Annotated in this window: 27 protein-coding genes; 16 read left to right on the plus strand and 11 right to left on the minus strand. The window is 72.0% G+C overall.

Features of this window, described 5'->3' with window-relative positions:
• Positions 1-3 precede the first annotated feature (3 nt).
• Together ACZ7CH_RS24795 and ACZ7CH_RS24800 are read left to right on the plus strand one after the other, a co-directional pair.
• Positions 4-1,131, plus strand: a complete 1,128-nt coding sequence (locus ACZ7CH_RS24795; protein ID WP_360395659.1) for a glycosyltransferase family 4 protein — start codon at positions 4-6, stop codon at positions 1,129-1,131.
• 46 nt (positions 1,132-1,177) lie between these two features.
• Positions 1,178-2,023, plus strand: a complete 846-nt coding sequence (locus ACZ7CH_RS24800; protein WP_360394981.1) for a glycosyltransferase family 2 protein — start codon at positions 1,178-1,180, stop codon at positions 2,021-2,023.
• A 66-nt stretch (positions 2,024-2,089) separates the two neighbouring features.
• Here ACZ7CH_RS24800 and ACZ7CH_RS24805 read toward each other — a convergent pair whose 3' ends face one another.
• Complete coding sequence (locus ACZ7CH_RS24805) at positions 2,090-2,500, minus strand: hypothetical protein (RefSeq protein WP_360394983.1); 411 nt, start codon at positions 2,498-2,500, stop codon at positions 2,090-2,092.
• Positions 2,501-2,618: 118 nt separating this feature from the next.
• Here ACZ7CH_RS24805 and manB point away from each other — a divergent pair, with 118 nt between their 5' ends.
• Together manB and ACZ7CH_RS24815 are read left to right on the plus strand one after the other, a co-directional pair.
• Positions 2,619-3,686 (plus strand): mannose-1-phosphate guanylyltransferase, encoded by a 1,068-nt coding sequence (gene manB, locus ACZ7CH_RS24810; protein WP_360394987.1) that lies wholly within the window; start codon positions 2,619-2,621, stop codon positions 3,684-3,686.
• Positions 3,679-4,560: a DNA-3-methyladenine glycosylase family protein gene (locus ACZ7CH_RS24815; protein ID WP_360394989.1), complete on the plus strand. Its 882-nt coding sequence runs from the start codon at positions 3,679-3,681 to the stop codon at positions 4,558-4,560. Before manB ends, ACZ7CH_RS24815 begins: the two co-directional genes overlap by 8 nt.
• Here ACZ7CH_RS24815 and ACZ7CH_RS24820 read toward each other — a convergent pair.
• From ACZ7CH_RS24820 to ACZ7CH_RS24835, 4 genes are read right to left on the minus strand one after another with little or no spacing between them, the layout of a single operon-like run.
• Entirely contained in the window at positions 4,557-5,084 is a 528-nt protein-coding gene (locus ACZ7CH_RS24820; RefSeq protein WP_470375021.1) for an NUDIX hydrolase, read from the minus strand. The genes ACZ7CH_RS24815 and ACZ7CH_RS24820 overlap by 4 nt on opposite strands.
• Positions 5,081-6,403, minus strand: coding sequence for a coenzyme F420-0:L-glutamate ligase (locus ACZ7CH_RS24825; RefSeq protein ID WP_470375022.1), 1,323 nt, complete (start codon positions 6,401-6,403; stop codon positions 5,081-5,083). The genes ACZ7CH_RS24820 and ACZ7CH_RS24825 overlap by 4 nt, the downstream gene beginning before the upstream one ends.
• The gene (gene cofD, locus ACZ7CH_RS24830) at positions 6,396-7,349 is read right to left on the minus strand and encodes a 2-phospho-L-lactate transferase (protein ID WP_458430316.1); all 954 of its coding nucleotides are present in this window, start codon (positions 7,347-7,349) and stop codon (positions 6,396-6,398) included. Before cofD ends, ACZ7CH_RS24825 begins: the two co-directional genes overlap by 8 nt.
• Before the next feature lie 39 nt (positions 7,350-7,388).
• Positions 7,389-8,123, minus strand: coding sequence for a site-2 protease family protein (locus ACZ7CH_RS24835; RefSeq protein ID WP_360395661.1), 735 nt, complete (start codon positions 8,121-8,123; stop codon positions 7,389-7,391).
• 260 nt (positions 8,124-8,383) lie between these two features.
• Between ACZ7CH_RS24835 and ACZ7CH_RS24840 the strand changes: the two genes are divergently transcribed.
• Positions 8,384-8,680, plus strand: a complete 297-nt coding sequence (locus ACZ7CH_RS24840; protein WP_045315329.1) for a WhiB family transcriptional regulator — start codon at positions 8,384-8,386, stop codon at positions 8,678-8,680.
• 40 nt (positions 8,681-8,720) lie between these two features.
• The gene (locus ACZ7CH_RS24845; protein ID WP_470375023.1) at positions 8,721-11,873 is read left to right on the plus strand and encodes a glycosyltransferase; all 3,153 of its coding nucleotides are present in this window, start codon (positions 8,721-8,723) and stop codon (positions 11,871-11,873) included.
• 233 nt (positions 11,874-12,106) lie between these two features.
• On the opposite strand, the gene ACZ7CH_RS24850 is transcribed toward ACZ7CH_RS24845, so the two are convergent.
• Positions 12,107-12,550, minus strand: coding sequence for a metallopeptidase family protein (locus ACZ7CH_RS24850; RefSeq protein WP_360395004.1), 444 nt, complete (start codon positions 12,548-12,550; stop codon positions 12,107-12,109).
• Between the two features lie 93 nt (positions 12,551-12,643).
• On the opposite strand from ACZ7CH_RS24850, the gene ACZ7CH_RS24855 reads away from it, so the two are divergent.
• From ACZ7CH_RS24855 to ACZ7CH_RS24890, 8 genes are all read left to right on the plus strand, one after another.
• Positions 12,644-13,003 carry a DUF3499 domain-containing protein gene (locus tag ACZ7CH_RS24855; RefSeq protein WP_197288925.1) on the plus strand — a complete coding sequence of 120 codons (360 nt, stop codon included), beginning with the start codon at positions 12,644-12,646 and terminating at the stop codon, positions 13,001-13,003.
• Between the two features lie 94 nt (positions 13,004-13,097).
• A complete protein-coding gene (locus ACZ7CH_RS24860) occupies positions 13,098-14,450 on the plus strand; it encodes a phosphomannomutase/phosphoglucomutase (RefSeq protein WP_360395007.1) in 1,353 nt (450 codons plus the stop codon).
• A 13-nt stretch (positions 14,451-14,463) separates the two neighbouring features.
• The gene (locus tag ACZ7CH_RS24865; protein ID WP_360395010.1) at positions 14,464-14,664 is read left to right on the plus strand and encodes a Trm112 family protein; all 201 of its coding nucleotides are present in this window, start codon (positions 14,464-14,466) and stop codon (positions 14,662-14,664) included.
• A 5-nt stretch (positions 14,665-14,669) separates the two neighbouring features.
• Complete coding sequence (locus ACZ7CH_RS24870; RefSeq protein WP_360395013.1) at positions 14,670-15,734, plus strand: hypothetical protein; 1,065 nt, start codon at positions 14,670-14,672, stop codon at positions 15,732-15,734.
• Positions 15,735-15,755: 21 nt separating this feature from the next.
• On the plus strand, positions 15,756-16,970 hold the full coding sequence (gene manA / locus ACZ7CH_RS24875) for a mannose-6-phosphate isomerase, class I (RefSeq protein WP_360395014.1): 1,215 nt from the start codon (positions 15,756-15,758) through the stop codon (positions 16,968-16,970).
• 58 nt (positions 16,971-17,028) lie between these two features.
• The gene (locus ACZ7CH_RS24880; RefSeq protein WP_360395017.1) at positions 17,029-17,952 is read left to right on the plus strand and encodes a cation diffusion facilitator family transporter; all 924 of its coding nucleotides are present in this window, start codon (positions 17,029-17,031) and stop codon (positions 17,950-17,952) included.
• Between the two features lie 653 nt (positions 17,953-18,605).
• Positions 18,606-20,105 (plus strand): amino acid permease, encoded by a 1,500-nt coding sequence (locus ACZ7CH_RS24885; RefSeq protein ID WP_360395020.1) that lies wholly within the window; start codon positions 18,606-18,608, stop codon positions 20,103-20,105.
• A gap of 10 nt (positions 20,106-20,115) precedes the next feature.
• Positions 20,116-20,571 carry a MarR family winged helix-turn-helix transcriptional regulator gene (locus ACZ7CH_RS24890; protein ID WP_458430323.1) on the plus strand — a complete coding sequence of 152 codons (456 nt, stop codon included), beginning with the start codon at positions 20,116-20,118 and terminating at the stop codon, positions 20,569-20,571.
• Between the two features lie 90 nt (positions 20,572-20,661).
• On the opposite strand, the gene ACZ7CH_RS24895 is transcribed toward ACZ7CH_RS24890, so the two are convergent.
• On the minus strand, positions 20,662-20,787 hold the full coding sequence (locus tag ACZ7CH_RS24895) for a hypothetical protein (RefSeq protein WP_360395025.1): 126 nt from the start codon (positions 20,785-20,787) through the stop codon (positions 20,662-20,664).
• An 18-nt stretch (positions 20,788-20,805) separates the two neighbouring features.
• Between ACZ7CH_RS24895 and ACZ7CH_RS24900 the strand changes: the two genes are divergently transcribed.
• Complete coding sequence (locus tag ACZ7CH_RS24900) at positions 20,806-22,041, plus strand: glutamate mutase L (RefSeq protein WP_470375024.1); 1,236 nt, start codon at positions 20,806-20,808, stop codon at positions 22,039-22,041.
• Here the strand turns inward: ACZ7CH_RS24900 and ACZ7CH_RS24905 are convergent.
• Positions 22,034-22,261 carry a helix-turn-helix domain-containing protein gene (locus ACZ7CH_RS24905; RefSeq protein WP_065916239.1) on the minus strand — a complete coding sequence of 76 codons (228 nt, stop codon included), beginning with the start codon at positions 22,259-22,261 and terminating at the stop codon, positions 22,034-22,036. The genes ACZ7CH_RS24900 and ACZ7CH_RS24905 overlap by 8 nt on opposite strands.
• On the minus strand, positions 22,261-22,740 hold the full coding sequence (locus ACZ7CH_RS24910; protein ID WP_360395030.1) for a DUF2975 domain-containing protein: 480 nt from the start codon (positions 22,738-22,740) through the stop codon (positions 22,261-22,263). The genes ACZ7CH_RS24905 and ACZ7CH_RS24910 overlap by 1 nt, the downstream gene beginning before the upstream one ends.
• A 98-nt stretch (positions 22,741-22,838) precedes the next feature.
• Here ACZ7CH_RS24910 and ACZ7CH_RS24915 point away from each other — a divergent pair, with 98 nt between their 5' ends.
• A complete protein-coding gene (locus ACZ7CH_RS24915) occupies positions 22,839-23,417 on the plus strand; it encodes a TetR/AcrR family transcriptional regulator (RefSeq protein ID WP_470375025.1) in 579 nt (192 codons plus the stop codon).
• Here ACZ7CH_RS24915 and ACZ7CH_RS24920 read toward each other — a convergent pair.
• Both ACZ7CH_RS24920 and ACZ7CH_RS24925 read right to left on the minus strand, forming a co-directional pair.
• Positions 23,410-23,934 (minus strand): GNAT family N-acetyltransferase, encoded by a 525-nt coding sequence (locus ACZ7CH_RS24920; RefSeq protein ID WP_360395035.1) that lies wholly within the window; start codon positions 23,932-23,934, stop codon positions 23,410-23,412. The two genes, ACZ7CH_RS24915 and ACZ7CH_RS24920, sit on opposite strands and share 8 nt — an antisense overlap.
• Positions 23,935-23,944: 10 nt before the next feature.
• On the minus strand, positions 23,945-26,350 hold the full coding sequence (locus ACZ7CH_RS24925; RefSeq protein ID WP_458430327.1) for a hypothetical protein: 2,406 nt from the start codon (positions 26,348-26,350) through the stop codon (positions 23,945-23,947).
• Positions 26,351-26,413 lie beyond the last annotated feature (63 nt).

The raw sequence follows: 26,413 nt of genomic DNA on the forward strand, positions 1-26,413 counted from the left end.
AGCGTGCTGATCGACGCCACCGCCGTGCCCGCGGACCGAGGTGGCGTCGGGCGTTACGTGGATTCGCTCGTCGCGGCGCTCGACGCGGACGGCGCCAAGCTCTCCGTCGTCTGCCAGCCGCGTGACGAGGACCTCTTCACCAAGATCGCCCCGAACGCCCGCGTGCTCCGCGCCGCCGACGCCGTCGCGACCAGGACAGCCCGCCTGACCTGGGAACAGACGACGCTGCCGCGGCTGGTGCGCACACTGGGGGTCGACGTGCTGCACTCGCCGCACTACACGCTGCCGATCGCGAGCAAGGCCGCGTCGGTCGTGACGCTGCACGACGCGACGTTCTTCACCGACCCCGTGCTGCACTCGTCGGTCAAAGCGCGCTTCTTCCGCGCGTGGACGCGTGCGTCGCTCAAGCGCGCCGACCTGTGCGTGGTGCCCTCGCAGGCCACCGCGGACGAGCTGGTGCGCGTCGCCGGCGCCGACCGCAGGGCGTTGCACATCGCCCAGCACGGCGTCGACACCGAGCGCTTCCACCCGCCGTCGCCCGACGAGGTCCTGAACGTGCGGACCGCGCTGTCGCTGGGGGAGACGCCCTACGTGGCGTTCCTCGGCGCACTCGAACCCCGCAAGAACGTGCCGGCGCTGATCCGCGGCTTCGCCCAGGCCGTCGCCGGCCGCCCGAACCCGCCCGCGCTGGTGCTCGCCGGCCAGCCCGGCTGGGACAGCCAGGTCGAACGCGCGCTCGACTCGGTCCCGCACCGCATCCGCGTGATCCGCGCCGGCTACCTGCCGTTCGAACAGCTCGCCGGCTTCCTCGGCGGCGCGCAGCTCGTCGCCTACCCGTCGCTCGGCGAGGGCTTCGGCCTGCCGGTGCTCGAAGCGATGGCGTGCGGCGCCTGCGTGCTCACCACCCGAAGACTGTCGCTCCCGGAGGTGGGTGGCGAGGCGGTCGCGTACTGCGGTGTCGGAGCGGGTGACATCGCGGCGGCGATCGCCGAGTTGTTGGACGACCCGGCCCGCCGATCGTCGCTGGCCACGTCCGGTCAGCAACGCGCGAAGGACTTCTCGTGGGCCGTCAGCGCCGAACGCCACCGGCTCGCCTACGAGCGCGCATCGCTCATCCGCCACCGCCGCTGACGGTGCACGCGTTTTCGCGCAACACCGAACCACTATCGTGTCGCGCGTGAACTACGGCGACGGACTAGGTGTCGTGACGGTCACGTACTCGCCGGGCGAGACGCTGGCACCGTTCGTGGACACCCTCGCGAAGGCGACAACGCGCGACATCAGGGTGATCCTCGCCGACAACGGCTCCACCGACGGCGTGCCCCAGCAGGTGGCCGCCGAACGCGAGCACGTCACCTTCGTGCCCACCGGGGGCAACCTCGGCTACGGCGGCGGAGCGAACCGCGGCGTCGCGGCACTGCCCGCCGACGTCGGCTGGATCCTGATCTCCAACCCCGACATCGAGTTCTCCCCCGGCAGCGTCGACACGCTGATCGACGCGGCGGCCCGCTGGCCCCGCGGCGGCATGTTCGGCCCCCTGATCCGCGAACCCAGCGGTGAGGTCTACCCGTCCGCGCGGCTCCTGCCGTCCGTCGGGCGGGGCATCGGCCACGCCCTGTTCGCGGTGGTGTGGCCGGGCAACCCGTGGACGCGCGCCTACCGGCAGGAGCAGGAACCCGTCGAACGCGTCGCCGAATGGCTGTCCGGGTCGTGCTTCCTGATGCGCCGGGAGGCGTTCGACGCGGTCGGCGGGTTCGACGAGAGGTACTTCATGTACTTCGAGGACGTCGACCTCGGCGACCGGGTGGCGCGGGCCGGGTGGGTCAACGTGTACGTGCCCGACGCGGAGGTCGTGCACATCGGCGGCCACTCGACGGCGCGGGCGTCGGACCGGATGCTGGCCGAGCACCACCGGTCTGCCTACCGGTACCTGGCGGACCGGCACCGCGGGGTGCTGTGGGCGCCGTTCCGGTGGGCGGTGCGGGCGGGGCTGGGGGTGCGGGTCCGGATGCTCACCCGGTGACGTTCGCGGACTGACCGCGGGTGATCCCGCTCACCCAGGAACCGGGCTCACGCGCGGGCGCGCAGGTCACATGTCGCCGCTCAACCGCTGCGAGAGCGAGGAGCGGGTCGTCTGGTGGTGGGAGACGGTCGGGATCATGCCCGGTTGCACGACCTGCGTGATCTCCGCGTCGTCGGCCGCGGCGGCGGGGGACGGCAGCGGCTGGGCCGGCACCGGGTGCTGCTGCGGGCGGTGCTGCTGCGGGCGGTGGGCCTGACCGGGGCGGGGCACGGCCGCCTGGCCCGCTGCCTGGGCGGCCGAGAGGACCATCGTCGAGTCCGGGTCGAGGCGCGGGTCCACCGCGTTGACCAGGCTGCGCGGGATCTGCAGGGTGGCCGAGGAGTCCATGGGGGACGTCATGTTGTCCGGCGTCACGATGTTCCGCCCACGTGCGCGGGCGCGGGCGAGCAAGGCGTCGGCCCGGTCGCGGGGGTCCATGTCGGATTCAGCTCCTTGCCGGGACCAGATCCCTGGCGGGACCAGACTCCATCTGACGATCTGCTTCGTGTCAGAGTATTCCGTCGAACGGCTTGCTGTAACGCGGAGGAGGAAAAAGGTGCACGGCGTTGAAGCTGTGGTGCTGGTCGGGGGTAAAGGCACCCGTCTTCGCCCGCTTACCCTGTCCGCTCCCAAGCCCATGCTCCCGACCGCGGGGGTGCCGTTCCTGACGCACCTGCTGTCGCGGATCAAGGAGGTCGGGATCACCCACGTGGTGCTCGGCACCTCCTACAAGGCCGAGGTCTTCGAGGAGTACTTCGGGGACGGGTCGAGGCTCGGGCTGGAACTGGAGTACGTGGTCGAGGAGGTGCCGCTGGACACGGCGGGCGCCATCAGGAACGTGGCCGACAAGCTGCGCGAGCCGGACGTGATGGTCTTCAACGGCGACATCCTGTCCGGCGTCGACCTGGCCGGGATCGTGGACACGCACCGGCAGCACGCGGCGGACGTCACGCTGCACCTGGTGAAGGTGGCTGACCCGCGGGCGTTCGGGTGCGTGCCCACCGACGAGCAGGGGCGCGTCCAGGCGTTCCTGGAGAAGACCGAGAACCCGCCGACCGACCAGATCAACGCGGGTTGCTACGTGTTCAAGCGCGAGGTCATCGACGCCATCCCGGCGGGCCGGCCGGTGTCGGTGGAGCGGGAGACGTTCCCGGGGCTGCTGGAGGCCGGCCGGCGGCTGCAGGGGCACGTGGACGCCACCTACTGGCTGGACCTGGGCAAGCCGGAGGCGTTCGTGCAGGGGTCGGCCGACCTCGTGCGCGGTGTCGCGCCGTCGGCCGCGGTCGCCCAGGCCGGTGACTTCCTCGTGCTCGACGGGGCGAACGTGCACGGGGGTGCGACGGTCCGCGGCGGCAGCACGGTCGGTGCGAACTGCACGGTGGCCGAGGGCGCGGTGCTCGACGGCGCGATCCTGTTCGACGGGGCCGTGGTCGGCGAGGGCGCGGTGGTCGAGCGGTCGATCGTCGGCGCCGGTGCGCTGGTGCAGGCCGGTGCGGTGCTGCGGGACGCGGTCGTGGGCGACTCGGCGGTGATCGGGGCGCGGTGCGAGCTGATCGGTGGGGCGCGCGTGTGGCCCGGCGTGGTGTTGCCGGAGGCCGGTGTGCGCTTTTCGACGGATGCCTGAGAGGAGCTGGACACCACCGTTCCCACTGGACCTGGGAGCGGTGCTCGGGCCGTTGCGCCGCGGGCCGGGTGACCCGTCCTTCAGCACGGAGGGCGGCATCTGGTTCGCGGCGAACACCCCGTGCGGGCCCGGCACCCTGCACGTCACCAGGGTCGGCGACGAGGTGCGCGCGCGGGCGTGGGGTGATGGCGGGCTGTGGCTGCTCGACGGCCTGCCCGCCCTGCTCGGCGCGGACGACCCGGTGGACGAGTTCGTCGCGCACCACGACGTCGTCGCCGAGGCGCGCCGGCGGCGGCCGGGACTGCGGCTGGGCAGCACGGGCCGGGTGTGGGACCTGCTGTTCGCCTCGATCCTGGAGCAGAAGGTCACGGGCACGGAGGCGTTCCGGACGTGGCGCGAGCTCGGCCGCCGGTTCGGCGAACCCGCGCCGGGACCGTTGCCGCTCAAGGTCCCGCCGACGCCGCAGCGGTTGCTGGGCCTGCGGGACTGGGAGTGGCACCAGTGCGGCCTCGACGGCGCGCGGCGGCGCACGCTGGTCAACGCCGCCCAGGTCGCGCACCGGCTGGAGAAGGCGGCGGAGATGCGCAGCCGTGAGCTGCTGGAGAAGGTGCCCGGCATCGGCGTGTGGACCTCCGCCGAGGTGGCGCAGCGGTCCTGGGGCGACCCGGACGCCGTGAGCGTCGGCGACTTCCACGTCGCCAAGAACGTCACGTGGGCGTTGACCGGCACGCCGGGCGACGACGACGGAATGATGGAACTCCTCGCGCCCTACACGCCACAACGGCACCGCGCGGTCTGCTACCTCCAGGCCGCGGGCCTGCACCGCCCACGGCGAGCCCCGCGGTTCTCGCCGCGCGACTACCGCAAGTTCTAGCGCAGGCGGGCCAGCGCCGACTCGATCAACGGGTGCAGGTCGTCCACGTCGGCCGGCAGCGAGTCCAGCGGCCACCACTGCAGGTCCACCGACTCGGCCGAGCGCACCGGCTGCGCGCCGACCGGGGCGCGCACCAGGAACCGCACGTCGAAGTGCCGGGTCGGCACGCCCAGCGAGCACGTGATCGGGTGCACGTCGAGGTGGATCGGGGTCGGTTCGATCCGCAGCCCGCGCATGCCGGACTCCTCGGTGGCCTCGCGCAACGCGGCCGCGGCCAGCGAGACGTCCTCCGGCTCGCAGTGACCGCCGAGCTGCAGCCACCGGCCGACGCGCGGGTGCAGCGTCAGCAGCACGTGCTCGGCCGTCGCGTCCAGCACCAGTGCCGAGGCCGTGAGGTGCCCCGGCTCGCACGACCGCTGACAGGCGTCCTCGCGTGCGGCCAGGAAGCCCAGGTAGGCCTCCTTCAACGCGTCCTGCCCCGAGAACGCCTGCAGGGTCGCGACGGCGTCGGCGTGCAGTGTCACAGCTCGATCAGTCCTTCCAGCGGTGCGCGGGGGACCAGCGGCTCCAGCGGGTGGCCCACGGCCACCGCGCCCAGCGGCTCCCAGTCCCGCGGCACGTCCAGCACGGAACGCACGACGTCCGCGCAGAAGATCGTCGACGACACCCAGCACGAACCGAGGCCCTCGGCGGCCAGCGCCACCAGCAGCCCCTGCACGGCGGCGCCGCCGGCGATCGTGAACATCGTCTTCTCGGCGTCGGCCCGCCGCGCGTCGGGGTAGGTGTGCGCGCCTTCGCGGACGAGGAACGACACCACCACCTCCGGCGCCTCCACCAGCAGGTCGCCCCGGCGCACCCGGCGCGCGACCTGCTCGTCGGTGAACCCGTCGCCGCGCAGGTCGCGTTCCCACTGCTCGCGCATCGCCGCCAGCAGCGCGGCCCGCTTCTCCCGCACCAGCACGAACCGCACCGGCCCCGTGTGGTGCGGAGCGGGTGCGGTCAGCGCCGCCCCGACCGCGCGCCGCAGCACCGCGAGGTCCACCGGCTCGTCCGAGTAGAACCGCACGGACCTGCGCAGCAGCACGGCCTCCGCGCGGCCCTGGGCCAGCGCCTCCTCCGTGCCGAGGCGGAACAGGTCGAACTCGGTCGGCCGGGTCAGCTCCCGCGCGCTCGACCCGTCGTCGACCACCTCGTACCCGCGCAGCACCGCCACCGGCACCGCGCCGAGCTTGCCCTTGACCAGGTCGGCCGCCGCCGCGATCTCGTCGGCCACCGCGACCTGCGTGACGAACAGCTCGTTGCCGTGCCGGTCGACCGAGCCCGCGTAGTCGTGCAGCACGCGCAGACCGGACGCGCCGATCGCGGCATCGGTCTGACCGACTCGCCACGCACGGCCCATCGTGTCGGTGACGACCACGGCCACGTCCACGCCGAGCAGGGACTTCACCGCGGCGCGCAACGCCGCCGCCGACCCGTCCGGGTCCAGCGGCAGCAGCGCGATCTCGTCACCGGCGACGTTCGAGGCGTCGACACCGGACGCGGCCTGCACGATGCCCAGCCGGTTCTCGGTGATCAGCGTCCTGCCCTTGCGGGCCAGCACCCGCACCGACTCCGCGGTCACGTGCTCGCGGCGGACGCGGTCGCGCTCCTCGGGGTCGGCGGGCACGGTGACCAGCCTGCCCTCCACTTTGGACAGCACCTTGGAGGTCACGACGAGCACGTCGCCGTCGCGCAGCCAGGGCGCGGCGGTCGTGATCGCACGGGCCAGGTCGTCGCCCGGCCGGAACTCCGGCAGGCCGGGCACCGGCAGCAGCTCCAGCGCGGCCGCGGCGTGGTCAGCCAACGTCGACCCCGGCGAGGTCGAGCGCGGCGCGCGCCATCTGCGCCGTCGCGTCCACATCGGACATCAGCAGCGGCACCGCGCGCACCGCGACCCCCGGCACGTCGGCGCGGTCACCGGTGTTGACCAGCCACGCGTCCAGGATGCCGTCCTCGGAGCACTTGCGGGAACCGTAGAGCCGCCCGACCCCCTCGGCGGAGGTCTCGACACCGATCGCGTCCAAACAAGCGTCCGCCATGCCGCGCAACGGTTTGCCGCCGATGATCGGCGACAGGCCGACGACACCGGCGTCCGTCTTGCGCAGCGCGTCCCGCACACCCGGCACGTTCAGGATCGTGCCGATGCTCACGACGGGGTTCGACGGGGCCAGCACCACGGCGTCGGCCTCGGCGATCGCGTCGAGCACCCCGGGACCGGCGGTGGCGGTCTCGGCACCGACGAACGCGAACGACTTCGCGGGCACGGCCGCGCGGTGCTTGACCCACCACTCCTGGAAGTGGATGGCCTTCGTCTCGCCGTCGAGCTCGACGACGACGTGCGTCTCCACCCGGTCGTCCGACATCGGCAGCAGCTTCACGCCCGGCTGCCAGCGGGTGCACAGCGCCTCGGTGACCGCGGACAGCGGGTAGCCGGCGCGCTGCATCCGGGTGCGGACGAGGTGCGTGGCGATGTCCCGGTCGCCGAGCCCGAACCAGCTGGGCTCGGCGCCGTAGGCCATCAGCTCTTCCTTGACGGTCCACGACTCGTCCGCACGGCCCCAGCCGCGCTCGGAGTCGATGCCGCCGCCCAGCGTGTACATGCAGGTGTCGAGGTCGGGGCAGATGCGCAGTCCGTGCATCCACACGTCATCGCCGGTGTTGACCACCGCGGTGACGTCGGCTCCCAGGTGCTTGAGCCCTTGCAGGAACCTCGCGCCGCCGACCCCGCCGACCAGTGCTACGACCTTCACGCCGGGCCATGCTTCCACAGCGCCCCGAGGCGCCCGGAGTCAGCGCCAGAACATGAAGTTGGCGTAGCCGTAGAACGCGCCGACGGAGTTGCCGCCGATGAGCTCGAACACCCACGTCGAGACCTGGAACAGCAGCCGGCTGACCTCGGAGAAGGTGAACAGGACGGCGAACAGCACCAGCGGCGCCCACGGCCGGACCTTGGCGCCGAAGCGCTGGGCCTCGTACGACATGAACGGCTCCCACACGCCCCAGCCGTCCAGGCCGGGGATGGGCAGGATGTTCAGCACGAAGGCGAGCACCTGCAACAGTGCCAGGTACGAAATGGCCGCCGTGAGCGCTCCCGGCGGGTCGAACAGCGCCACGACCGCGACCAGCAGTGCACCGACCGCCAGGTTGGTGGCCGGGCCCGCCAGCGAGACCATCGACTCGACCTTCTTGGAGCGCAGCGCGTGGTGGTTGATCCACACGGCACCACCCGGAAGGGGGATCCCGCCGAGCGCGAGCAGGACGAGCGGCAGGACGATGCTGAGCACCGGGTCGGTGTAGCGGCGGATGTCGAGGGTCAGGTATCCCTTGTCGCGCACCGAGAAGTCGCCACCCCGGTAGGCGACGGCCGCGTGCCCGAACTCGTGCAGGCACAACGTCACCGCCCAGCCGGCGAGCACGAACAGGACGGTGCCGGCGATGACGGCCACATCGCCTTCGAACAGGGTGAGGACGGCTCCGGCGGCGGTCGCCGCGAGCAGACCGAGGAACAGTGGACTGGGGCGCACCGCTGATCGCTTCACCCCACCAGTGTGGCGTGTCGGCTGGCGCGGTGGGCCGTTCGGGGACGGGTTGCGGTACGTGGATCACCGTCTGTGCTGCACGTCAAGGTTTCAACGGCCATCTGCGCGAATATCCCCCGACGTGTGGACTCGGCTTGACCCCCCGCTGTGACGCAGGTGTAATCACATCGGTGTCATTCGTCGTTGTGGGAACGGCGTCTGGCGTCCGCCAACCGGGGAGAGCGGAAGGCGAGGAGGCGGACGAAATGCAGGAATTCGAAGAAGATCACGTCGCGCAGCCGGTCGTACAGGGCGAACTGTCGTACCTGTTCGACCCAGCCGACGAGCAGGACTGGCAGGAACGCGCCCTGTGCGCGCAGACGGATCCCGAGGCGTTCTTCCCCGAAAAGGGTGGTTCGACGCGGGAGGCCAAGCGCATCTGTCTGGGTTGCGAGGTGCGTTCGGAGTGCCTTGAGTACGCGCTCCAGCACGACGAACGCTTCGGCATCTGGGGCGGTCTCTCGGAGAGAGAACGCCGCAAGCTGAAGAAGCGAGCCGTCTGAGACGTCTGGAAGTGCGATCTTTTTGCCTTAACTTGAGGGAGTGACAAGCCCTCACCCGAGGCTCCGGACCGCGCCGGTGCTGTGCGTCCTGGTCTGCCACGACGGCGACCAGTGGCTCAGCACGGCGCTGTCCGCTTTGCGGCGTCAGCGAATTCGTCCCCGCCACGTGATCGCGGTCGACACCGGATCCCACGATCGCACCGCGAAAGTACTGGCGGAGGCCGAAGATCTGCTCGACGGCGTGCTGTCGCTGCCGCGCGGTACCGGTTTCGGCACCGCGCTGCGGCTGGCGGTCGAGCACGCCGTCGACCGCTGGGGAGACCCCGGCAAGTGGCTGTGGCTGCTGCACGACGACAGCGCACCCGAACCGGACTGCCTGGCCGCACTGCTGACCGCGGCCGAGGTCTCGCCCTCCGCCGCGGTGCTCGGCCCGCTCTGCCTCGACTGGGAGGCCCCCCGGCTCGTCGTGGAGGCGGGTCTCTCGACCGACGCCTCCGGCCACCGGCAGACCGGGCTCTCGTCCACCGAGCACAGCGCGCTGTTCCAGCAGAGCGCCGAGGTGCTCGCGGTGTCGTCGGCGGGGTCGCTCATCCGCCGCGAGGTCTGGCACGCGCTCGGCGGGTACGACGAGGCGATGCCGTTGCTGCGCGACGACGTCGACTTCGGCTGGCGGGTCAACCGCGCGGGCCACCTGGTGCTCTGCGTCCCGGTCGCCCGGATGCGGCACGCCCGTGCGGCGACGAAGGGCCTGCGCCTGCTGGACGCGGCCGTCGCACGACCCGGTCCGTCGGTCCGCGGCGTCGACCGCGCGCACGGGATGCGCACGTTCCTTGTCAACACCTCGGGTCCCTCGTTCCTCATCGGACTCCCGCGCCTGCTGTTGTTGTCCCTGCTGCGGGCGCTGGGCTTCCTGCTGCTCCGACGTCTCGCCGACGCGCACGCGGAGGTGGGTGCCGCCCGGTACCTGCTGACCCGCGGCCGGTTGCTGGAGGGACGCAGGGCGCGGCGCGGTTCCGCGGTCGTGCCCGGCCTCTTCACGAGCAGGCTGACCCGGTTCCGCAACGCCCTGCGCGCCGGGGCCGCGTTCCTGATCCGCCGCCGCGTCGAGGCCGACGCCGCACTGGGTCGTTTGCCCGCAACCGATTCCGGGTCCGCGTGGCTGGAGCCGTCCGAAGTGGACTCGCCGCGGCCGGTCGGACCGTCCGCGCTGCCGGCCGGCGCACGGGGCCGGCCGCGGGTCGCGGGCCTGCGCCGCCCGCCCGTCGTGGTCACGGTCGACGCGGCGCTGCCGGGTGCGCTGCGGCCGTCGCCCAAGCCGCGGCCGTCACCGGGACCGCGCCGCGACATGGTGTTCGTCGAGGTCGACCAGGGCCGGGTGCTGCGGTCGCTGGTGCTGGCACCACCGGTGTTGCTGCTGCTGGGGCTGTCGGCGCTGGCGGTGGTGGCGAACTGGTCGCGGCTCGGCCTGGACCTCGCGGGCGGCCGGCTGCTGCCGGTCGGGTCGCTCGGCGAGGTGTGGTCGGCGTACCTGGCGTCGTGGCACCCGGTGGCCGGCGGAACAGCGGCCCCGGCTCCTGCGGCGCTGGCGTTCCTCGGCCTGGTGCCGGGCGGGCCCCGGTTCGCGGTAGCGATGCTGCTCCTGGGTGACATCCCGTTGGCGGCCTTGTCGGCGTACATCGCTTCCCGTGGCATGCGCGTACGGCGTTCCGTGCGCGCGGTGGTCGCCGCGTTCTACGGCTTGCTGCCGGTGTCGACGACCGCCGTTGCCGAAGGGCGCCTGGACGTCGTCGTCGTGCACATCGTCACGCCGTTGGTGTTCGCCGGCGTGTACGCGGTCTTGCGCGCGTCATCCACGCACGCATGGCTCGCCATGGCCTCGGGAACGGCCGTCGGCGTCGCCGTGCTCGGCGCGTTCTCGCCGCTGAGCCACGTGGTGGCGCTGGTGGGGGCCCTGGTCGGCTTCGTGGCGGTGTCGGGCGGTGCCCGCCGGATCGCCGCTCTGTTCGCGATCGTCCTGCTGCCGATGGCGCTGCTGCTGCCGTGGCCCGCCGTCCTGCTGCAACACCCCGAGATGGTCCTGAACGGCCTCGGCGCCGCCTACTCGTCACCGCCGCCGAACCTGATCGTGTGCTCGGTCTTCGCGGCCGCCGCGTTCGCCGCCGCGGTCCTGCGCCCGAACGCGGCGATGCTGCCCGGCCTGTTCGTGGTCGTGCTGGCGATCGGCGCGCTGGCCGCGGTCACCGCCTTCCACGCCTGGCCGGGAACACCGCTGGTGATCCTCGCCTGGGGCCTCGTCTGGGTGGTGCTGGCCGGGTGCCGGCGCGGTGTCACGCCGGGCGTCGCCGGTCGGCTGCGGGTGCGGCGCGCGGTGTACGCCGTGGGCGTGGTGACGCTGGCCAGCCTGGGTGTCGCGGGGGTGCTCGACCTGCGGACCGGTCCGCTGCGCGCCGACGGTGGCGAGCAGCTGAGCGCGTCGCTGACAGCCGAGCTGGGCCGCTCGGGCCGGTCGGTGCTGGTCCTCGGCACCCCGACCCGCCAGGTGGCCGGCCGCATGCCCGCCTTCGGCGACGACGACCTCGTGCCGACCACGTCCTCACCCGCACGCCTGCGCCGGTGGACCACGTCCCTGCTCGACGGGTCGTCCTCCGCCGTGGGGGTGGCGCTGGCTCAAGCGGCGTCGTCCGGCGTGTCGTTCGTGGTGCTGCCCACCGCCGCGGACGCCGATCGCGTGCGTGCCGCGGCGGGGGAGCTGGTGTCGGTGGCGGCACCGACGACCGCGGGCCGTCCCGTGCTGCGCATCCGGCTGGTGTCCGACACCGGCGTGCTGCTGCCGCCGGAACTGGCCCGCCGCGCGCGCACCGGCGGCGACCCGCCCGCGGAACCGGCAGCGGAGGTGGCGCCGGTGAACGTGACGCTGCCGGACGTGGCGGTGCGGGTCTCGCCGGGCTCCGACGGGCGGGTGCTGGTGCTCGCGGCTGAGGACGAACCGGGCTGGGAGGTGTTCGTCGACGGTCAGCAGGTGCCGGTCGTGCGGTCCTGGGGCCACCTCGTCGGCGTGCCGCTGCCGGGGGCGGGGGCCGAGGTGAGGGTGACGATGAGCACAACCCTGCGGGACCTGCTGCTGCTCGCGCAGGCCGCGGTGGCGTTGTTCACGGTGCTGACGGCGATCCCCACGCGGCGGCGCCAGACGTGAGCGGGCCGCTGTAGGTGCCGTGGGTGCGCGGGCCGCAGTAGGTGCCGTGCGTGGGCGGGCCGCCGTGGGTGTCGTGCGGGTGCGGGCTGCCACAGGTGCCATGCGTGGGCGGGCCGCTGTAGGTGCCGTGCGTGAGCGGGCCGCCACAGGTGCCGTGCGTGTTTCCACACACACGACGGCGCCGGGATCCCCCGATTTTGATTCTAGTCGCGGGGTCCGACAGTCGGCGGGGGTCAGCCCTCGTCGATCACGTCCGGGTCCAGCCCGAGGTAGTTCGCCACCTGCTCCACCAGCACCTCGTGCACCAGGTCCGCGAGGTCCGCGCCGTCCTTCGCGCGGGCCTCCAGCGGCCGGCGGTACAGCACGATGCGGGCGCGCTGGTCCGAACCCGCGGGCAGCAGGCGCGCGAGCGGCACGTTGCCGTCCTCGACGACCCCGTCCTCGCCCTCCACCTGCACGTCGGGCACGTCGTCGACGGCCACGTCGAGCTGGGTGAGCTCGGTGCGCCAGCGGGCCTCGATGGGCTCCAGCGCCTCGATCACCAGAGCGTCGAAGCGCTCCGCCCGTGAGCGGGCCGCGGGCAGGGTGGCCGGGTAGAGCGGACCGCGCAGGCCCCTGCCGTGCCGGTCGCGACTGCGCCGACGCGGCGAATCCTGCCGCCGTGAACCCCGTGCCATCACCACAACCCAGCAGCCTAGTTGCTGTCCCGCGGGAGCAAACACAGCGTGCCTCACACACAGCCCCGCGTGGACGCGCTATCGTCCCGGATCGTGCGGAGCGTGAGACGGTGCTCGCGAACCGGGTGTGCTAACCCGGCTGTCGCCACGCTCACCTACGCCTATGCGGACTCCACCGCAGTCGTCGGACCGCTCGCCACGTACTCCGAACCGCACAGCTACGACCTGTGCGAGGAGCACGCGATGCGGCTCACGGCGCCGCGCGGCTGGGAGGTCGTGAGGCATCAGGGTGAGTTCGCGGCCCCCGAGCCGAGCGTGGACGACCTGACGGCGCTTGCCGAGGCCGTGCGCGAGGCCGGACGAGCAGATGTGACCCCGAAGCTGCCCGAGGTCCCGGCGGGGACCCAGCGGCGCGGTCACCTGCGCGTTCTTCCGGATCCGCACGAGGACTGAGCCACTCAACCCACGACCACACGCGTCGCTGATCTGCTCGCCGGTAGGCTGCCCTGGCAGTGGCCGTCAAGAGCGAGTTTCGGGAGTGTGCGGCGTGCGTGACCTGTCCGGCATCGTCAAGGCGTACGACATCCGCGGGGTGGTCGGCGAACAGCTGGACGCCGGTGTGGTTCGCGACTTCGGGGCGGCCTTCGCCCGCCTGGTCGGCGGACCCGCGATCGTGATCGGGCACGACATGCGCGACTCCTCGCCCGAGCTGTCCAGGGCGTTCGCCGAGGGCGCGCAGGCGCAGGGCGTCAACGTGATCAGCATCGGTCTCGCCAGCACCGACATGCTGTACTTCGCCTCCGGCAAGCTCGACCTGCCCGGCGCGATGTTCACCGCGAGCCACAACCCGGCGCAGTACAACGGCATCAAGCTCTGCCGCGCGGGCGCGAGCCCGGTCGGCCAGGACACCGGTCTCGCGCAGATCCGCCAGGACGCGGAGAACCAGGTGCCCGACGCCGAGGGCGTCGAGCCGGGCACGTTCGAGGAGCGGAACATGCTCGTCGAGTACGCGGCCTACCTGAACCAGCTGGTCGACCTGAAGACCATCCGCCCGCTCAAGATCGTCGTGGACGCGGGCAACGGCATGGGCGGCTACACGGTGCCGCAGGTGTTCGAGGGCCTGCCCGTCGAGGTCGTCCCCATGTACTTCGAGCTCGACGGCAGCTTCCCCAACCACGAGGCGAACCCGCTCGACCCGAAGAACATCGTCGACCTCCAGGAGCGCACCAAGGCCGAGGGCGCGGACGCCGGTGTGGCGTTCGACGGCGACGCCGACCGCTGCTTCGTCGTCGACGAGAACGGCGATCCGGTCAGCCCGTCCGCGATCACCGCGCTCGTGGCCGTGCGCGAGCTGGCCAAGGACCCCGGCGGCACGGTCATCCACAACCTGATCACCTCGCACGCCGTCCCGGAGATCGTCACCGAGCACGGCGGCAAGCCCGTGCGCACGCGCGTCGGCCACTCGTTCATCAAGGAGGAGATGGCCAAGACCGGTGCCATCTTCGGTGGCGAGCACTCCGCGCACTACTACTTCCGCGACTTCTGGCGTGCCGACACCGGCATGCTGGCCGCGCTGCACGTGCTGGCCGCGCTGGGCGAGCAGGACGGCCCCCTCTCCGCGCTGACCAGCGCGTACGAGCGCTACTCCGCTTCCGGTGAGATCAACTCCACGGTCACCGACCAGGCCGGTCGCATCGCCGCCATCAAGGAGGCGTTCGGCTCGCGGGACGGCGTCGCGCTGGACGAGCTCGACGGTCTCACCGTGCAGCTGCCGGACGGCGCGTGGTTCAACCTGCGGGCCTCGAACACCGAGCCGCTGCTGCGCCTGAACGTCGAAGCCGCCAACGCCGAGGCCGTCGCCGCATTGCGCGACGAGGTCCTGGCGATCGTGCGGGGCTGAGGAGAGAACAGAAGTGGCCGTCAAGCTCGAAGAGCAGTTGCTGGACATCCTGGCCTGCCCGTGCCCCGAGCACGCCCCGTTGCGGCTCGGGACGCCGGACGACCCGGAGGCGGACTTCCTCACGTGCACCGCGTGCGGCCGTTCGTTCCCGGTGCGCGACGGCATCCCGGTCCTGCTGCTCGACGAGGCGGTCGAGCCGCCGTCGGCTGGGTGACGTAGGTGCTCGACGACACGCTGCTCGACGACTCGAGCCGCCTCGCCGACGCCGACACGGGCGGCTGGCTGCGTGCCGCCGCACGGGCCGGCGCCCAGGTGCGCGCCACTGCGGAGGCCGCGGCCGAGGCGGGGGTGGACCGGGTCTTCGCCGAACGCCCCCGCGCGGTCGTCCTGGTCACCCGGCCCGGTCACGCCGTCGCGGTGGCGGGCGTCGTCGTGGCGTTGCTCGGTCCGGGGTGCTCGGTGCCGGTCGTGGTGTCCGACGAGGTGCCGCCGTGGGTCGGCGCGCTCGACGTCGTGCTCGCGCACACCGAGGACCCCGGTGACCGGGTGCTCGCCGAGTCGATCGACCGCGCCGCCCGCAGGGGCGCGCGGACCCTGGTGACCGCGCCGGACTCCGGCCCGGTCGCCGCCGCGGCCGCGGGCAGGGCGGTGCTGCTGCCGCCGCGCGTGGACGTGCCGCCGGGCTTCAGCTTCCACCGCGCGCTCACCGCGTGGCTCACGGTGCTGGGCTCGCTCGGCCTGCTGAAGGTGGACGTCGACCTGATCGCCGACGAGCTCGACCGCGAGGCCGAGCGCAACCACCCGGTGCACGAGTCGTTCGTGAACCCGGCGAAGTCGCTGGCCCTGCGTGTGGCCGACCGCACGCCGCTGCTGTGGGGCCTCGACGACGTCGCCACGTCCGTCGGGGTGCACGGCGCGGGCGTGCTGGCCGCGTTCGCCGGGGTTGCCTCCGACGTCGCCGGGTATCCGCAGGCACTGACCCGCCCGGTGCTGCACCGGCGGGCCGTGCAGGGAACTTCCGGCGCGGACCTGTTCGCCGACCCGGACGACGAGACCGGTGGACTCGTCCGCGTGCTGTTGCTGGCCGTGCGCCAGGGCCCCGTGGCCGAGGCGCTGCGGCGCGCCGCCGAGGACGCGCTGCCCGGTGCCGACGTGCTCGAACCGGCGGTCGAGGTGGTGGCGGGAGGCGACGCGGTCAGCGCCGCGCTGCTCGCGCTCCGCTTCGAGCTCGCCGCGTTGTACCTCGGGCTGGCCGCCGGAACGCTCGGCGGCAACCCGTACTGAGTTTGGGGAGCTGAACGAGAAGTGGACCTGCTGCACAACGCGGTGAGGCCGTACGCGTGGGGATCACGCACGGCCATCGCAGAGCTGCTCGGGAAGGAGGTGCCCGCACCTCATCCCGAAGCCGAGCTGTGGATGGGCGCCCACCCCGGCGACCCGTCCCGCGTGGTCGGCGCCGACGGCACCGAGCACTCGCTGCTCGACCTGCTGACAGCGGACCCCGACGCCCAGCTCGGACGGCGCCTGACCGACCGGTGGGGCAGCCGGCTGCCGTTCCTGCTCAAGGTGCTCGCCGCCGAGGAGGCGCTGAGCCTGCAGGCGCACCCGTCCGCCGCGCAGGCCGCCGAGGGCTTCGCCGCCGAGGAGGCCGCGGGCGTGCCGCGCGACGCCGCGGTGCGCAACTACAAGGACCCGGCCGCGAAGCCGGAGCTGATCTGCGCGCTGACCGAGTTCCACGCCCTCGCGGGTTTCCGGGCGCCCGACCGCACGGCGGCGCTGCTGCGGTCGCTCGACGCACCCGACCTCGCGCCGTACACCGAGATGCTCGTCGCCCAGCCCGACTCGTCGGGCCTGCGCGCGTTGTTCACGATGCTGATCACGCTGCCGCAGACGTCGCTCTCGTCGCTGCTGCCGCAGGTGCTCGACGCGTGCGTGCTGCACGTGAAGGAGCGCGGCGAGTTCGACCTGGAGTGCCGCACGATCCTGGAGCTGGGCGAGTCCTACCCCGGTGACGCGGGGGTGCTGGCCGCGCTGCTGCTGAACCGCATCGTGCTGCAGCCGGGCGAGGCGATCCACCTGCCCGCCGGCAACCTGCACGCCTACCTGCGCGGCACCGCCATCGAGATCCTGGCCAACTCGGACAACGTGCTGCGCTGCGGTCTCACGCCGAAGCACGTCGACGTGCCGGAGCTGCTGCGCGTGCTCGACTTCGCCTGCGGCGACATGCCCGTGTCGACCGGCGAGGAGGTCGCGCCCGGCGTGCGGGTCTACCGGACGCCCGCGCCGGAGTTCGAGCTGTCCCGCCTGGACCTCACCGGCGAGACCCGGCTCGACCACGACGGCCCGCAGATCATGATCTGCACGGACGGCGCCGCGGTGCTGTCCAACTCCCGCGGCGAGGAGCTGACCCTGACCCGCGGCCAGTCCGTGTGGCTGCCCGCGTCGGACCCGGCGGTGCTCGTTCGACCGGATGGTGTTGAATCCGCTCAACTTTTCCGCGCCACGGCGGGAACGGACTAAGGTTCACGACCGGACAAAGCGGACCGGCTCCGGCCGGGACAGGTGCGAGGAGACAGGCGTGTCAGCAGGGGGCGGAACCAAGGCCATCGTCGCAGCGCTACTGGCGAACGCCGGTATCGCGGTGGCCAAGTTCACCGGATTCTTGATCACCGGCTCGTCGTCGATGCTCGCCGAGTCGGTGCACTCGCTCGCGGACACGTCGAACCAGGGCCTGCTGCTGCTCGGGCAGAAGACGGCCCAGCGCAGGGCCACGAGGCTGCACCCGTTCGGCTACGGCCGCGACCGGTACTTCTGGTCGTTCGTGGTGGCGCTGATGCTCTTCACCCTCGGCTCGGTCTTCGCGCTGTACGAGGGCATCCACAAGCTGCAGCACCCGGAGGGCCTCACCAGCCCGCTCGTGGCGGTCGGCATCCTCGTCGTCGCGATCGGCCTGGAGTCCTACAGCTTCGTCACCGCGATCAACGAGTCGAAGAAGATCAAGGGCGACGCCTCCTGGTGGGGCTTCATCCGCAACTCCCGCACCCCGGAGCTCCCGGTCGTGCTGCTGGAGGACCTCGGCGCACTCATCGGCCTGGTGCTGGCACTGCTCGGCGTCGGCCTCACCATGGTCACCGGCAACCCGGTCTTCGACGCGCTCGGCACCATCGCGATCGGCGTGCTGCTCGGCATCATCGCCGTGATCCTCATCATCGAGATGAAGTCGCTGCTGATCGGCGAGGGCGCCTCCGACTCCGACCTCGACGTGATCTGCGACGAGCTCGCCGCGGGCAAGGTGCAGCGCGTCATCCACATCAAGACCCAGTACATCGGCCCCGAGGAGCTGCTGGTCGCGGCGAAGATCGCGCTGGAGCCGCAGCTGCCGCTCGACGAGGTCGCGCAGGCCATCAACGACGCGGAGCAGCGGGTGCGGGGCAAGGTGCCGCACGCGCGGCTCATCTACCTGGAGCCGGACCTGGACCGGACGACGGTCACCAGCGCCTGACGGTTGTGCAGTCGAAGCCCGTCCCGGTCTCGGCCGGGGCGGGCTTCGCCGTTCCTGGGGCTCCGCCCCAGACCCCGACACTCCCAAAGAAGCCGCCGGCGCCGTTCGTGGGTTGATGGCACGCCTGTTGTATAGGGCGGCTGCCGGTTGCGTGGGTGGTTGCGTTGAGGTGGGCGTCTGCCTCGCCTAGCGCTTCGGAGCGCGCCAGACCTGGGCAGGACGATCGGAGCGCTAGACGGGGAAGCCACCCACCGCGGAACCGCCCGAGGAAAGCCCTTCACGCCTCGCCTTCGGCTCGAAGCCCGTCCCGGTCTCGACCGGGGCGGGCTTCGCCGTGAGCGGGCCTTGTGCGGTCGCACTGCGAACCAGGCCGGAGAAGGGGAGCCAACCGGGCAAGAAGCGTGCCTGGGTGACTCCCCTTCTCCGCCCAGGCAGACGATCGCGGCGTTCGGCGGGGAAGCTGCTCACCGCGGAACCGCCCGAGAAAACCTCGAACACCTCCGGAACCCGTCTCGCTTCGCCGCGGCGGGTTTCGCCGCGTTCGGGATCGGGAAGCACGGAAGTCCTGACAACGTCCGAACACAGCTGCGGGCATCTCACCTGGTGATACCTCTAGGGTGGGCCGAACGCGTTCCATTGAGGAGGTATCGATCGTGCCGGGCAACGGGTTGTGGCGCACGAAGTCCATCGAGCAGTCGATCGCGGACACGGACGAGCCGGACACCAAGCTCCGCAAGGAGCTCACCGCCTGGGACCTGACCGTCTTCGGTGTCGCGGTCGTGATCGGTGCCGGCATCTTCACGCTCACCGCGAGCACCGCGGGCAACCTGGCGGGGCCGTCGGTGTCGCTGGCGTTCGTGCTGGCGGCGATCGCGTGTGCGCTGGCGGCGTTGTGCTACGCGGAGTTCGCGTCCACGGTGCCGGTGGCGGGGAGCGCGTACACGTTCTCGTACGCCACGTTCGGCGAGTTCGCGGCGTGGATCATCGGCTGGGACCTGGTGCTGGAGTTCGCGCTCGGGTCCGCCGCGGTGGCCAAGGGCTGGTCGATCTACCTGCAGACGGTGCTGGCGCAGCTCGGTGTCCAGGTCAAGACGACGGTCGCGCTCGGGCCGCTGCAGTTCGACTGGGGCGCGGTGGTGCTGATCGGTGCGCTGTCGGCGTTGCTGGTGGTGGGCACGAAGCTCAGCTCGCGGGTCAGCACCGTCATCACGACGGTCAAGGTGGCCGTGGTGCTGCTGGTGATCATCCTGGGCGTCCAGTACATCAAGGCGGAGAACTACACGCCGTTCATCCCTCCCGCGGAGACCGGTGGCGGTGCGCACAGCGGGGTCGACCAGTCGCTGCTGAGCGCGATCACCGGCTTCGGCGGCAGCTCGTACGGCACGCTGGGACTGCTCGCGGCCGCGAGCCTCGTGTTCTTCGCGTTCATCGGGTTCGACGTCGTGGCGACCACGGCGGAGGAGACCAAGAACCCGCAGAAGGCCGTGCCGCGCGGCATCCTCGGCTCGCTCGCCATCGTCACCGTGCTGTACGTGGCGGTGTCGCTGGTGATCACGGGCATGGTGCCCTACGAGAAGCTCAAGACCCAGGCCGACGGGTCGCGTGCGACGCTCGCCAGTGCGTTCGCCGAGAACGGGGTCACGTGGGCGGCGACCGTCATCTCGGTCGGTGCGCTCGCGGGTCTGACCACCGTCGTCATGGTGCTGATGCTCGGCCAGAGCCGGGTGCTGTTCGCGATGTCGCGCGACGGGCTGCTGCCGCGCGGGCTCGCGAAGACCGGCAAGCACGGCACGCCGACGCGGATCACGGTCATCATCGGGATCGTCGTCGCCATCGCGGCCGGCTTCACCTCGATCGGCACGCTCGAAGAGATGGTCAACGTGGGCACGCTGTTCGCGTTCATCCTCGTGTCCGCCGGTGTGCTGGTGCTCCGCAAGACCCGGCCGGACCTGCCGCGCGGGTTCAAGGTGCCGCTCGTGCCGCTGGTGCCGATCCTCGCGATCCTCGCCTGCCTGTGGCTGATGCTGAACCTGACCGTGTTCACCTGGATCCGGTTCCTCGTGTGGATGGCGCTCGGTGTCGGTGCCTACTTCATCTACAGCCGGCGGAACTCGCTGCTCGCCAAGGGCAACCAGAAGACGCCCACCAACTAATCTGCGAGCCATGGCGAACCCGCGGTGGTTGTCCGAGGAGGAGACGTACGCCTGGCACCACTTCGTCCAGGCGTACCACCTCCTCGAACGGCAGATCGAACAGCAGTTGCAGCGCGACGCGGGGCTCTCGCACGCGCAGTACAACGTGCTGGTCGTGCTGTCCGAACAGCCCGGCAACCGCATGCGGATGACCGAGCTGGCCCGGCGGGTGGTCGTGTCGAAGAGCTCACTGACCTACCAGATCGGCAAGCTGGAGAAGAGCGGGCTCGTGCGGCGCGAACCGCACGAGTCCGACGAGCGCGGCATCGTCGCCGTCCTCACCGAGGCCGGGCGGGAGCTGCTCACGACCACCGCGCCCGGTCACGTGGAGACCGTGCGCGAGTACCTCGTCGACCTCTTCACGCCGGACCAGCTCGCGCAGCTCGGCGAGCTCATGGAGGTCGTGCACGAGAAGGCCGACAACTGAGCACGTCGCCAGACGTTGTGCCTCCGACGCCCCAAGCCTGGAAGGCCGTTGTGGACAGGTGGAACCGGTCGACGATCCACGAGCAGCAGCTCAGCGGTGAGTGGTAGCGGTACTTCCGGTGACCGACGAGGCGGGGTGTTCGTTGAGCGCGTCGGCCGGGTCCGTCTTGCCGGTCAGACGGGTGCCTTCGAGGATCGCCTTGGGCGCGAGCTTCATGGTGCGTTAGCTTGCCTCGTGATCCTGTGCCTCGACGTCGGTTCCACCTGGACCAAGGCCGCTCTCGTCACCGAGGAGGGCGAGCTGGTCCGCACGGGACAGCACCCGACCACCCCGCCCGAGGTGCTGCGGGGCGTCGACGCACTGCGCGCGAGCGTGGGCGACGGTGAGGTCCTCGCGTGCTCGTCGGCCGGTGGCGGGCTGCGGCTGGCGGTCGTCGGTCAGGAACGCGTGGTCAGCGCCGAGGCCGGATACCGGGTGGCGCTGAGCGCGGGCGCCAAGGTCGTGCACGTCAGCGCGGGGCCGGTGGACGTGAAGGCGTTGCGTGCGAGTGCACCCGACCTGGTGCTGCTGGTCGGCGGCACGGACGGCGGTGACCAGTCGGTGTTGCTGCACAACGCGGGCAAGCTCGCCCGCGTGGCCGTGCCGATCGTGCTGGCCGGCAACGTCGAGGCGCAGCCGGAAGCGGTGCGGCTGCTGCACAACCGGACCGTCGTCGCCTGCCCGAACGTGCTGCCCGACGTCGGCAGGCTCGCCCCCGAACCCGCTCGCCGGGCGATCCGGGAGGCGTTCCTGCAGCACGTCATCGGCGGCAAGGGCCTGTCGAGGGGCCCGCGGTTCCGGCGGCTGGTGCGGGCCGTCACCCCCGACGCGGTGCTGGGGGGCGTGTCCCGGCTGGCCGCGCAGGACCGCGAGGGAGCGGTGCTCGTGGTCGACGTCGGCGGTGCCACGACGGACGTCTACTCCGCGGTGTCCACAGCGGACAGCGAGGGCGTGGAGCGGACCGTCGCCCTGCCACCGGACCGCCGCACCGTCGAGGGCGACCTCGGCATGCGCTGGTCCGCTCCGGGAGTGGTCAAGGAGGCGCACGCGGAACGCCTCACCACCGAGGACCTGACCGCGGAGGCGCAGCGACGGGCCGAGGACGTCGGCTGGCTGCCGGAGGACCCGGCCGTGGACACGAAGCTGGCGTCGTTCGCCGCGATCCTGGCCGTCCGCAGGCACCTGCGGCAGGTCGACGGCCAGCTCGGCCCGCACGGCGCGGGCCTGCTCGTGCTGTCCGGCGGTGTGTTCCGGCACATGGCCGACATCACGCCGGTCGAGGAGGCGCTGCGCGGCGACCCGGTGCTGCGACCCGTGCTGCGGACCGCGGAGATCACCGTGGACCGCGACTACGTGCTGGCACCGGTGGGCCTGCTCGCCGAGTCGGGGCGGCACGAGGCCGCCGACCGACTGGCGAAGCGGCTCAGCTGAGGAGCTCCTCGGCGTCCTCGTCCACGAACTCCAGGAGGTCGCCGGGCTGGCACTCCAGCACCCGGCACATGGCTTCGAGCGTGCTGAACCGCACGGCCTTGGCGCGGCCGTTCTTCAGCACCGCGACGTTGGCCGGTGTCAGCCCGACCTTCTCCGCGAACTCGCCGACGCTCATCTTGCGCTTGGCCAGCTCGACGTCGATGCGCACGACGATGGCCATCAGATCACCGCTTCCATGTCGGTGCGCAACGTCGTCGCCCGCCGCAGCAGTGCCCGCATCACGACCATCACGAGCCCCACCACCGTGACGCCGGTCGTCAGCAGGAACAGCAACATCGGCAGGCCGGGGTCGTCGGCGTTGAAACCGACCCACAGGAACACCGACACCAGCACCACCCAGCCCGCCGTGATCGCCCAGATCATCACGTCGACCCACTTGAGCGCGGCCTCCGTGAAGATCAGATCTTTGCGCACCAGCGTGAGCAGTTTCCACGTGGCGACCACCACGACCTGCACGCACACCACCCAGAACACCGTGATGATCGTCGCGGGCCACCTCAGGTGCGCGTCGTTCGGACTCGTCTCCGCCATGTGCCGGAACTGGCCCGGCAACGACATCGTCTCGAACACGACCAGGATCCCGAACAGGACCACGAGGAAGACCCGCAGGGCGGTCACCGCCCAACGCTCAGCAATCATGCATCGAGTATCGGTAGTCATCTATCGAAAGTCAATCGGTAGTGATCGTGTTGCAACAGGTGTCCCCGATGGCCCGGCAGGTCTCTACAGTGATCGCCGTGGGACTGCGTGAGCGCAAGAAGACCGAGACCCGGGCGGCGCTGGCGGCCGCCGCACTGCGCCTGGCCCTGGACAAGGGCGTCGACAACGTGCGGGTCGACGAGATCGCCGAGGCGGCGAACGTCTCACCGCGCACCTACAACAACTACTTCCCGAGCCGCGACCACGCGATCGTCGCGGGCATCACGGCGACGCGCGCGTTGCAGGTCACCGCGGCCCTGCGGGAACGGCCCGCCGACGAACCGCTGGTCGACTCGATCGTCGCCGCGTTCGCCGCCCAGTACCGGGAGCCGCCGTCGGAGGCGCTCGCGCTGGTCACCTCGACGCCGTCGCTGCGGGAGGCCTACCTCGACTCGGTCACCGCGGTGGAACCACCGATCGCCGAGGTGATCGAGCAGCGGCTGGGCAAGGACCCGCTCGGGGCGGCCGTGCTGGCGGCCGCGGTGTCGGCGGCGGCCAGGCTGGCGGTGCGGCGGTGGGTGGACGTGCGGCCGTCCGGCCTGGTCGTGGTGCCGGCGGCGACCGTGGAGGAGCACCTGCGCGAGGCGATCGGCCACCTCGCGCCCGCCCTCACGTGAGCTCGTCGCGCAGCACGCACATCAGCAACGAGTCGTGCCACTCGCCGTCGCGGTAGAACGACTGCCGCAACCGCCCGTCGACCTGGAAGCCGACCTTCTTGTAGGACTTGACGGCACGCTCGTTCGCCTCGACCACGCCGAGCTCGATCGAGTGCAGCCGCATGGTGTCGAACCCGTACCGGCAGATCGCGCGCAGCGCGTCCGTGCCGTAGCCGCCGCCCCAGTACTCCTTCTCGCCGATGTAGATGTCGACCTCGGCCCGCGCGTTGACCGGGTCCGCGTCGCGCAGCGCGACCACGCCGATGAGCCGGCCCTCGTCGAGCGTCTCGATGCACAGGGTGACCTTGTCGTGCCGGTTCTCCTGGCGGTCGGCGAAGCGCTTGCGGATGGCCGCCAGCGACTCGTGGAAGTAGCTCTGCAACCAGCGCATGACGTCCTCGTCGTTGTGCCAGCGGTAGAACGCGTCGGCGTCCTCCGGCTCGACGGGACGCAGGCGCACGAGATCCCCGGTCAGCATGACCGCGACACTAGGAGCCGCCGAGGGTGTCCCGCGACCCGATATTCGGCTTGCGCGCGAAGGGCAGCGACGGCGCCTCCGGCGTGTCCACCCGCATCAGCCCCGCCGCGATGGCCACGGCCCGGTCCCACTCCGGGTCCGAGGTGTAGTCGGAGTGCGCCGACACGCCCGACCGCCAGCGCCGGCCGGGGAACGGCCCCCGCTGCGGGTCCGGCAGCCAGTGGTCGCCGCCCAGCACCAGCGCTCCCGTCGGCCCGCGCAACGCCGGTGCCAGCGCGCCCTCCGACCCGTCCTCGCGGTAACCGGCGCCGAGCAGCATGCCGTCGAACACCTGCCGCCGCCACGTCGTCACCGCACCGCCCAGCGGGTCCGTGCCCCGGCACAACGCGCGCCAGCGGCCGTCGAGCCCACCGGCTAGCCGCGCCAGCGACGCGTGCGGCACCACCGCCGGGAACGCCCGCGGGTAGGCCCACTGCAGCTGCGAACCCGCGGTGACGAGCCCGATCCGCTCCCGGTCCTGCGGTGGCAACGACTCCAGCAACCGCGCGGCCGCGACGGCGACGAGCAGCGAGCCCTGCGAGTGTCCACACAGGACCACGCGCGTGCCGGGGTCGCGCAGGTGGTCCTCGACCCGCGACACCAGCTCCGGCACGACCTTCAGCGCGTAGCAGGGCGGCACGATCGGGTGCGCCTCCCGCGGCCAGAACTGCGCGATGTCCGCGATGATCCCGAGCCGCCGCCCGGACTCCGGCTGCCGCGCGGCCAGGTAGACCGCCCGCAGCAGCGACACGGCGAGCAGGCCGAGCACGCCCACGCCGAACGCCGAGAACGGCCGCGTCCACGCCGCCAGCGGCACGTCCCGCACCCGCAGGACGGTCGCGATCACGGCACCGGTGACCAGCACGAACGCCACGATCATCATCAGGTGGTGGCCGTGGTTGCGCTCCCAGCGCGCCCACCACCACGCCCGCGTCGCGGCCCGCAGGTCGCGCATCCGGCCGGAGTGCAGCAACGACGCCTCACGCGCCCACAGCTTGCCCTTGCGGAACGCCCGCCAGCGCACCGCGCCGGTGAACGACGCCACCGCGAACGTGCTCAGCAACGCCAACGCGCCCGCCACACCCCACAGCAGCGTGATGTAGCCGTACCCGACCGGCAGGTGCAGCTCCTCGCCGAGCGCCTTGCGCACCGGCAGCGCGATCCCGGCACCGAACCCGCCACCCAGCAGCCCCGCGACCGCGAGCACCGGCGCGGCGAACCAGCCACCGGCCCACGGCCGCAGCTCGCGCGGCAGGTCCTTCCACGTCCCGCGGGCCAGCACCGCCGCGGGCACCAGCACCAGCCCGAACAGCACGAGCACGAACGCCATCAGCAGCGCGATCACCTGCACGGTCACGTCGGCGCCCGGCACCCGGTCCGGCAGCTGTTCCTGCAAACCCAGCGTGACCAGCACCAGCACCGCCGCCAGCGCGAGGAACACCCGGCGCGGCCTGCGCGACAACGCCGCCCGCAGCCACCGCCCACCGCGGTGGGGTGCGCCGCCCGTCGGGTCGTCCAGCAGCAACGCGCTGACCAGGCACAACCCGATGAACACCAGCGACGCGACCCACGCCGCGGTGATCGCGACCCCCATCGGCCCCGAGGCCGTGAGCTGCTGCAACGGCCCACCCAGCGCGATCAGCGCGGCCGTCGCCAGGCCCATCACGACGTGCAGCGAGCGCAGCGCCGGCGTGTCCGGGTCGGTCGCCACGTGCGCGCCGGGCAGGCCGGAGGACGGCTGCCGCTCCTCCTTCTCCGCCTCGGCGATCTCGCGGCGCTCGATCCGCCACTCGACGTGCGAGATCCGGCGCATGACGACCAGCAACGCGATGATTGGGAAAAGTCCTAGGAACGCCCGGAACCAGGGGAAGGTGCGCGCCTCGGCCGGAATGCTGGTCAGGCAGCCGGTGCCGGGACGCAGGCACTGCGCGGCGAGCAGGTCGAGGCTCACCACCGAGACCTGCGCGATCAGCAGTGCCGTGAGCAGCAGCGCGAACACCCGCAGCAACGACCGCAGACCGAGCCCCAGCAGGTGCGCCGGCAGGTTCCGATCGGGAACGGGGGGCAGCATCCAGTGGGCGACGTTGGCGATGCTGAACGGGAAGAGCAGCGCCCACGTGGCCTTGGCCACACCACCGGACGTCATCCCGCCCCACAGGTAGCCCTCGACGACGCGGGGCACGGACCGGCTCTCCGTCTGGAGCACGGGACCGGGCGCGGGCCTGCGGAGTCTGTCGGCGGGGCGCACGATGCGCCCCAGCCCGTCTCCGGCGACGTCCACGGCCGCTACGGCGTCGACCAGCGTCTGCGGCGTCGTCCCCTGCACACCGTGCACCCGCAGTTCGACCACCCGTGTGTCGGGGCCCGCAATGAACACCCCAGACCTCCCTCACCCGACGTGAGGTCATAGTGGTGCATCGTGAGGGCGGTATGGTCGCAC

Source organism: Lentzea sp. NPDC037011, from assembly GCF_055607425.1.

What these genes read in the sequence shown, in the direction of transcription:
- ACZ7CH_RS24805 (WP_360394983.1), bottom strand. Translation starts at nt 2,500, where the DNA reads ATGGACCCCCGCGACCGGGCCGACGCCTTGCTCGCCCGCGCCCGCGCA.
- ACZ7CH_RS24815 (WP_360394989.1), top strand. Translation starts at nt 3,679, where the DNA reads ATGCCTGAGAGGAGCTGGACACCACCGTTCCCACTGGACCTGGGAGCG.
- ACZ7CH_RS24840 (WP_045315329.1), top strand. Translation starts at nt 8,384, where the DNA reads ATGCAGGAATTCGAAGAAGATCACGTCGCGCAGCCGGTCGTACAGGGC.
- ACZ7CH_RS24850 (WP_360395004.1), bottom strand. Translation starts at nt 12,550, where the DNA reads ATGGCACGGGGTTCACGGCGGCAGGATTCGCCGCGTCGGCGCAGTCGC.
- ACZ7CH_RS24890 (WP_458430323.1), top strand. Translation starts at nt 20,116, where the DNA reads ATGGCGAACCCGCGGTGGTTGTCCGAGGAGGAGACGTACGCCTGGCAC.
- ACZ7CH_RS24895 (WP_360395025.1), bottom strand. Translation starts at nt 20,787, where the DNA reads ATGAAGCTCGCGCCCAAGGCGATCCTCGAAGGCACCCGTCTGACCGGC.
- ACZ7CH_RS24905 (WP_065916239.1), bottom strand. Translation starts at nt 22,261, where the DNA reads ATGGCCATCGTCGTGCGCATCGACGTCGAGCTGGCCAAGCGCAAGATG.
- ACZ7CH_RS24910 (WP_360395030.1), bottom strand. Translation starts at nt 22,740, where the DNA reads ATGATTGCTGAGCGTTGGGCGGTGACCGCCCTGCGGGTCTTCCTCGTG.
- ACZ7CH_RS24920 (WP_360395035.1), bottom strand. Translation starts at nt 23,934, where the DNA reads ATGCTGACCGGGGATCTCGTGCGCCTGCGTCCCGTCGAGCCGGAGGAC.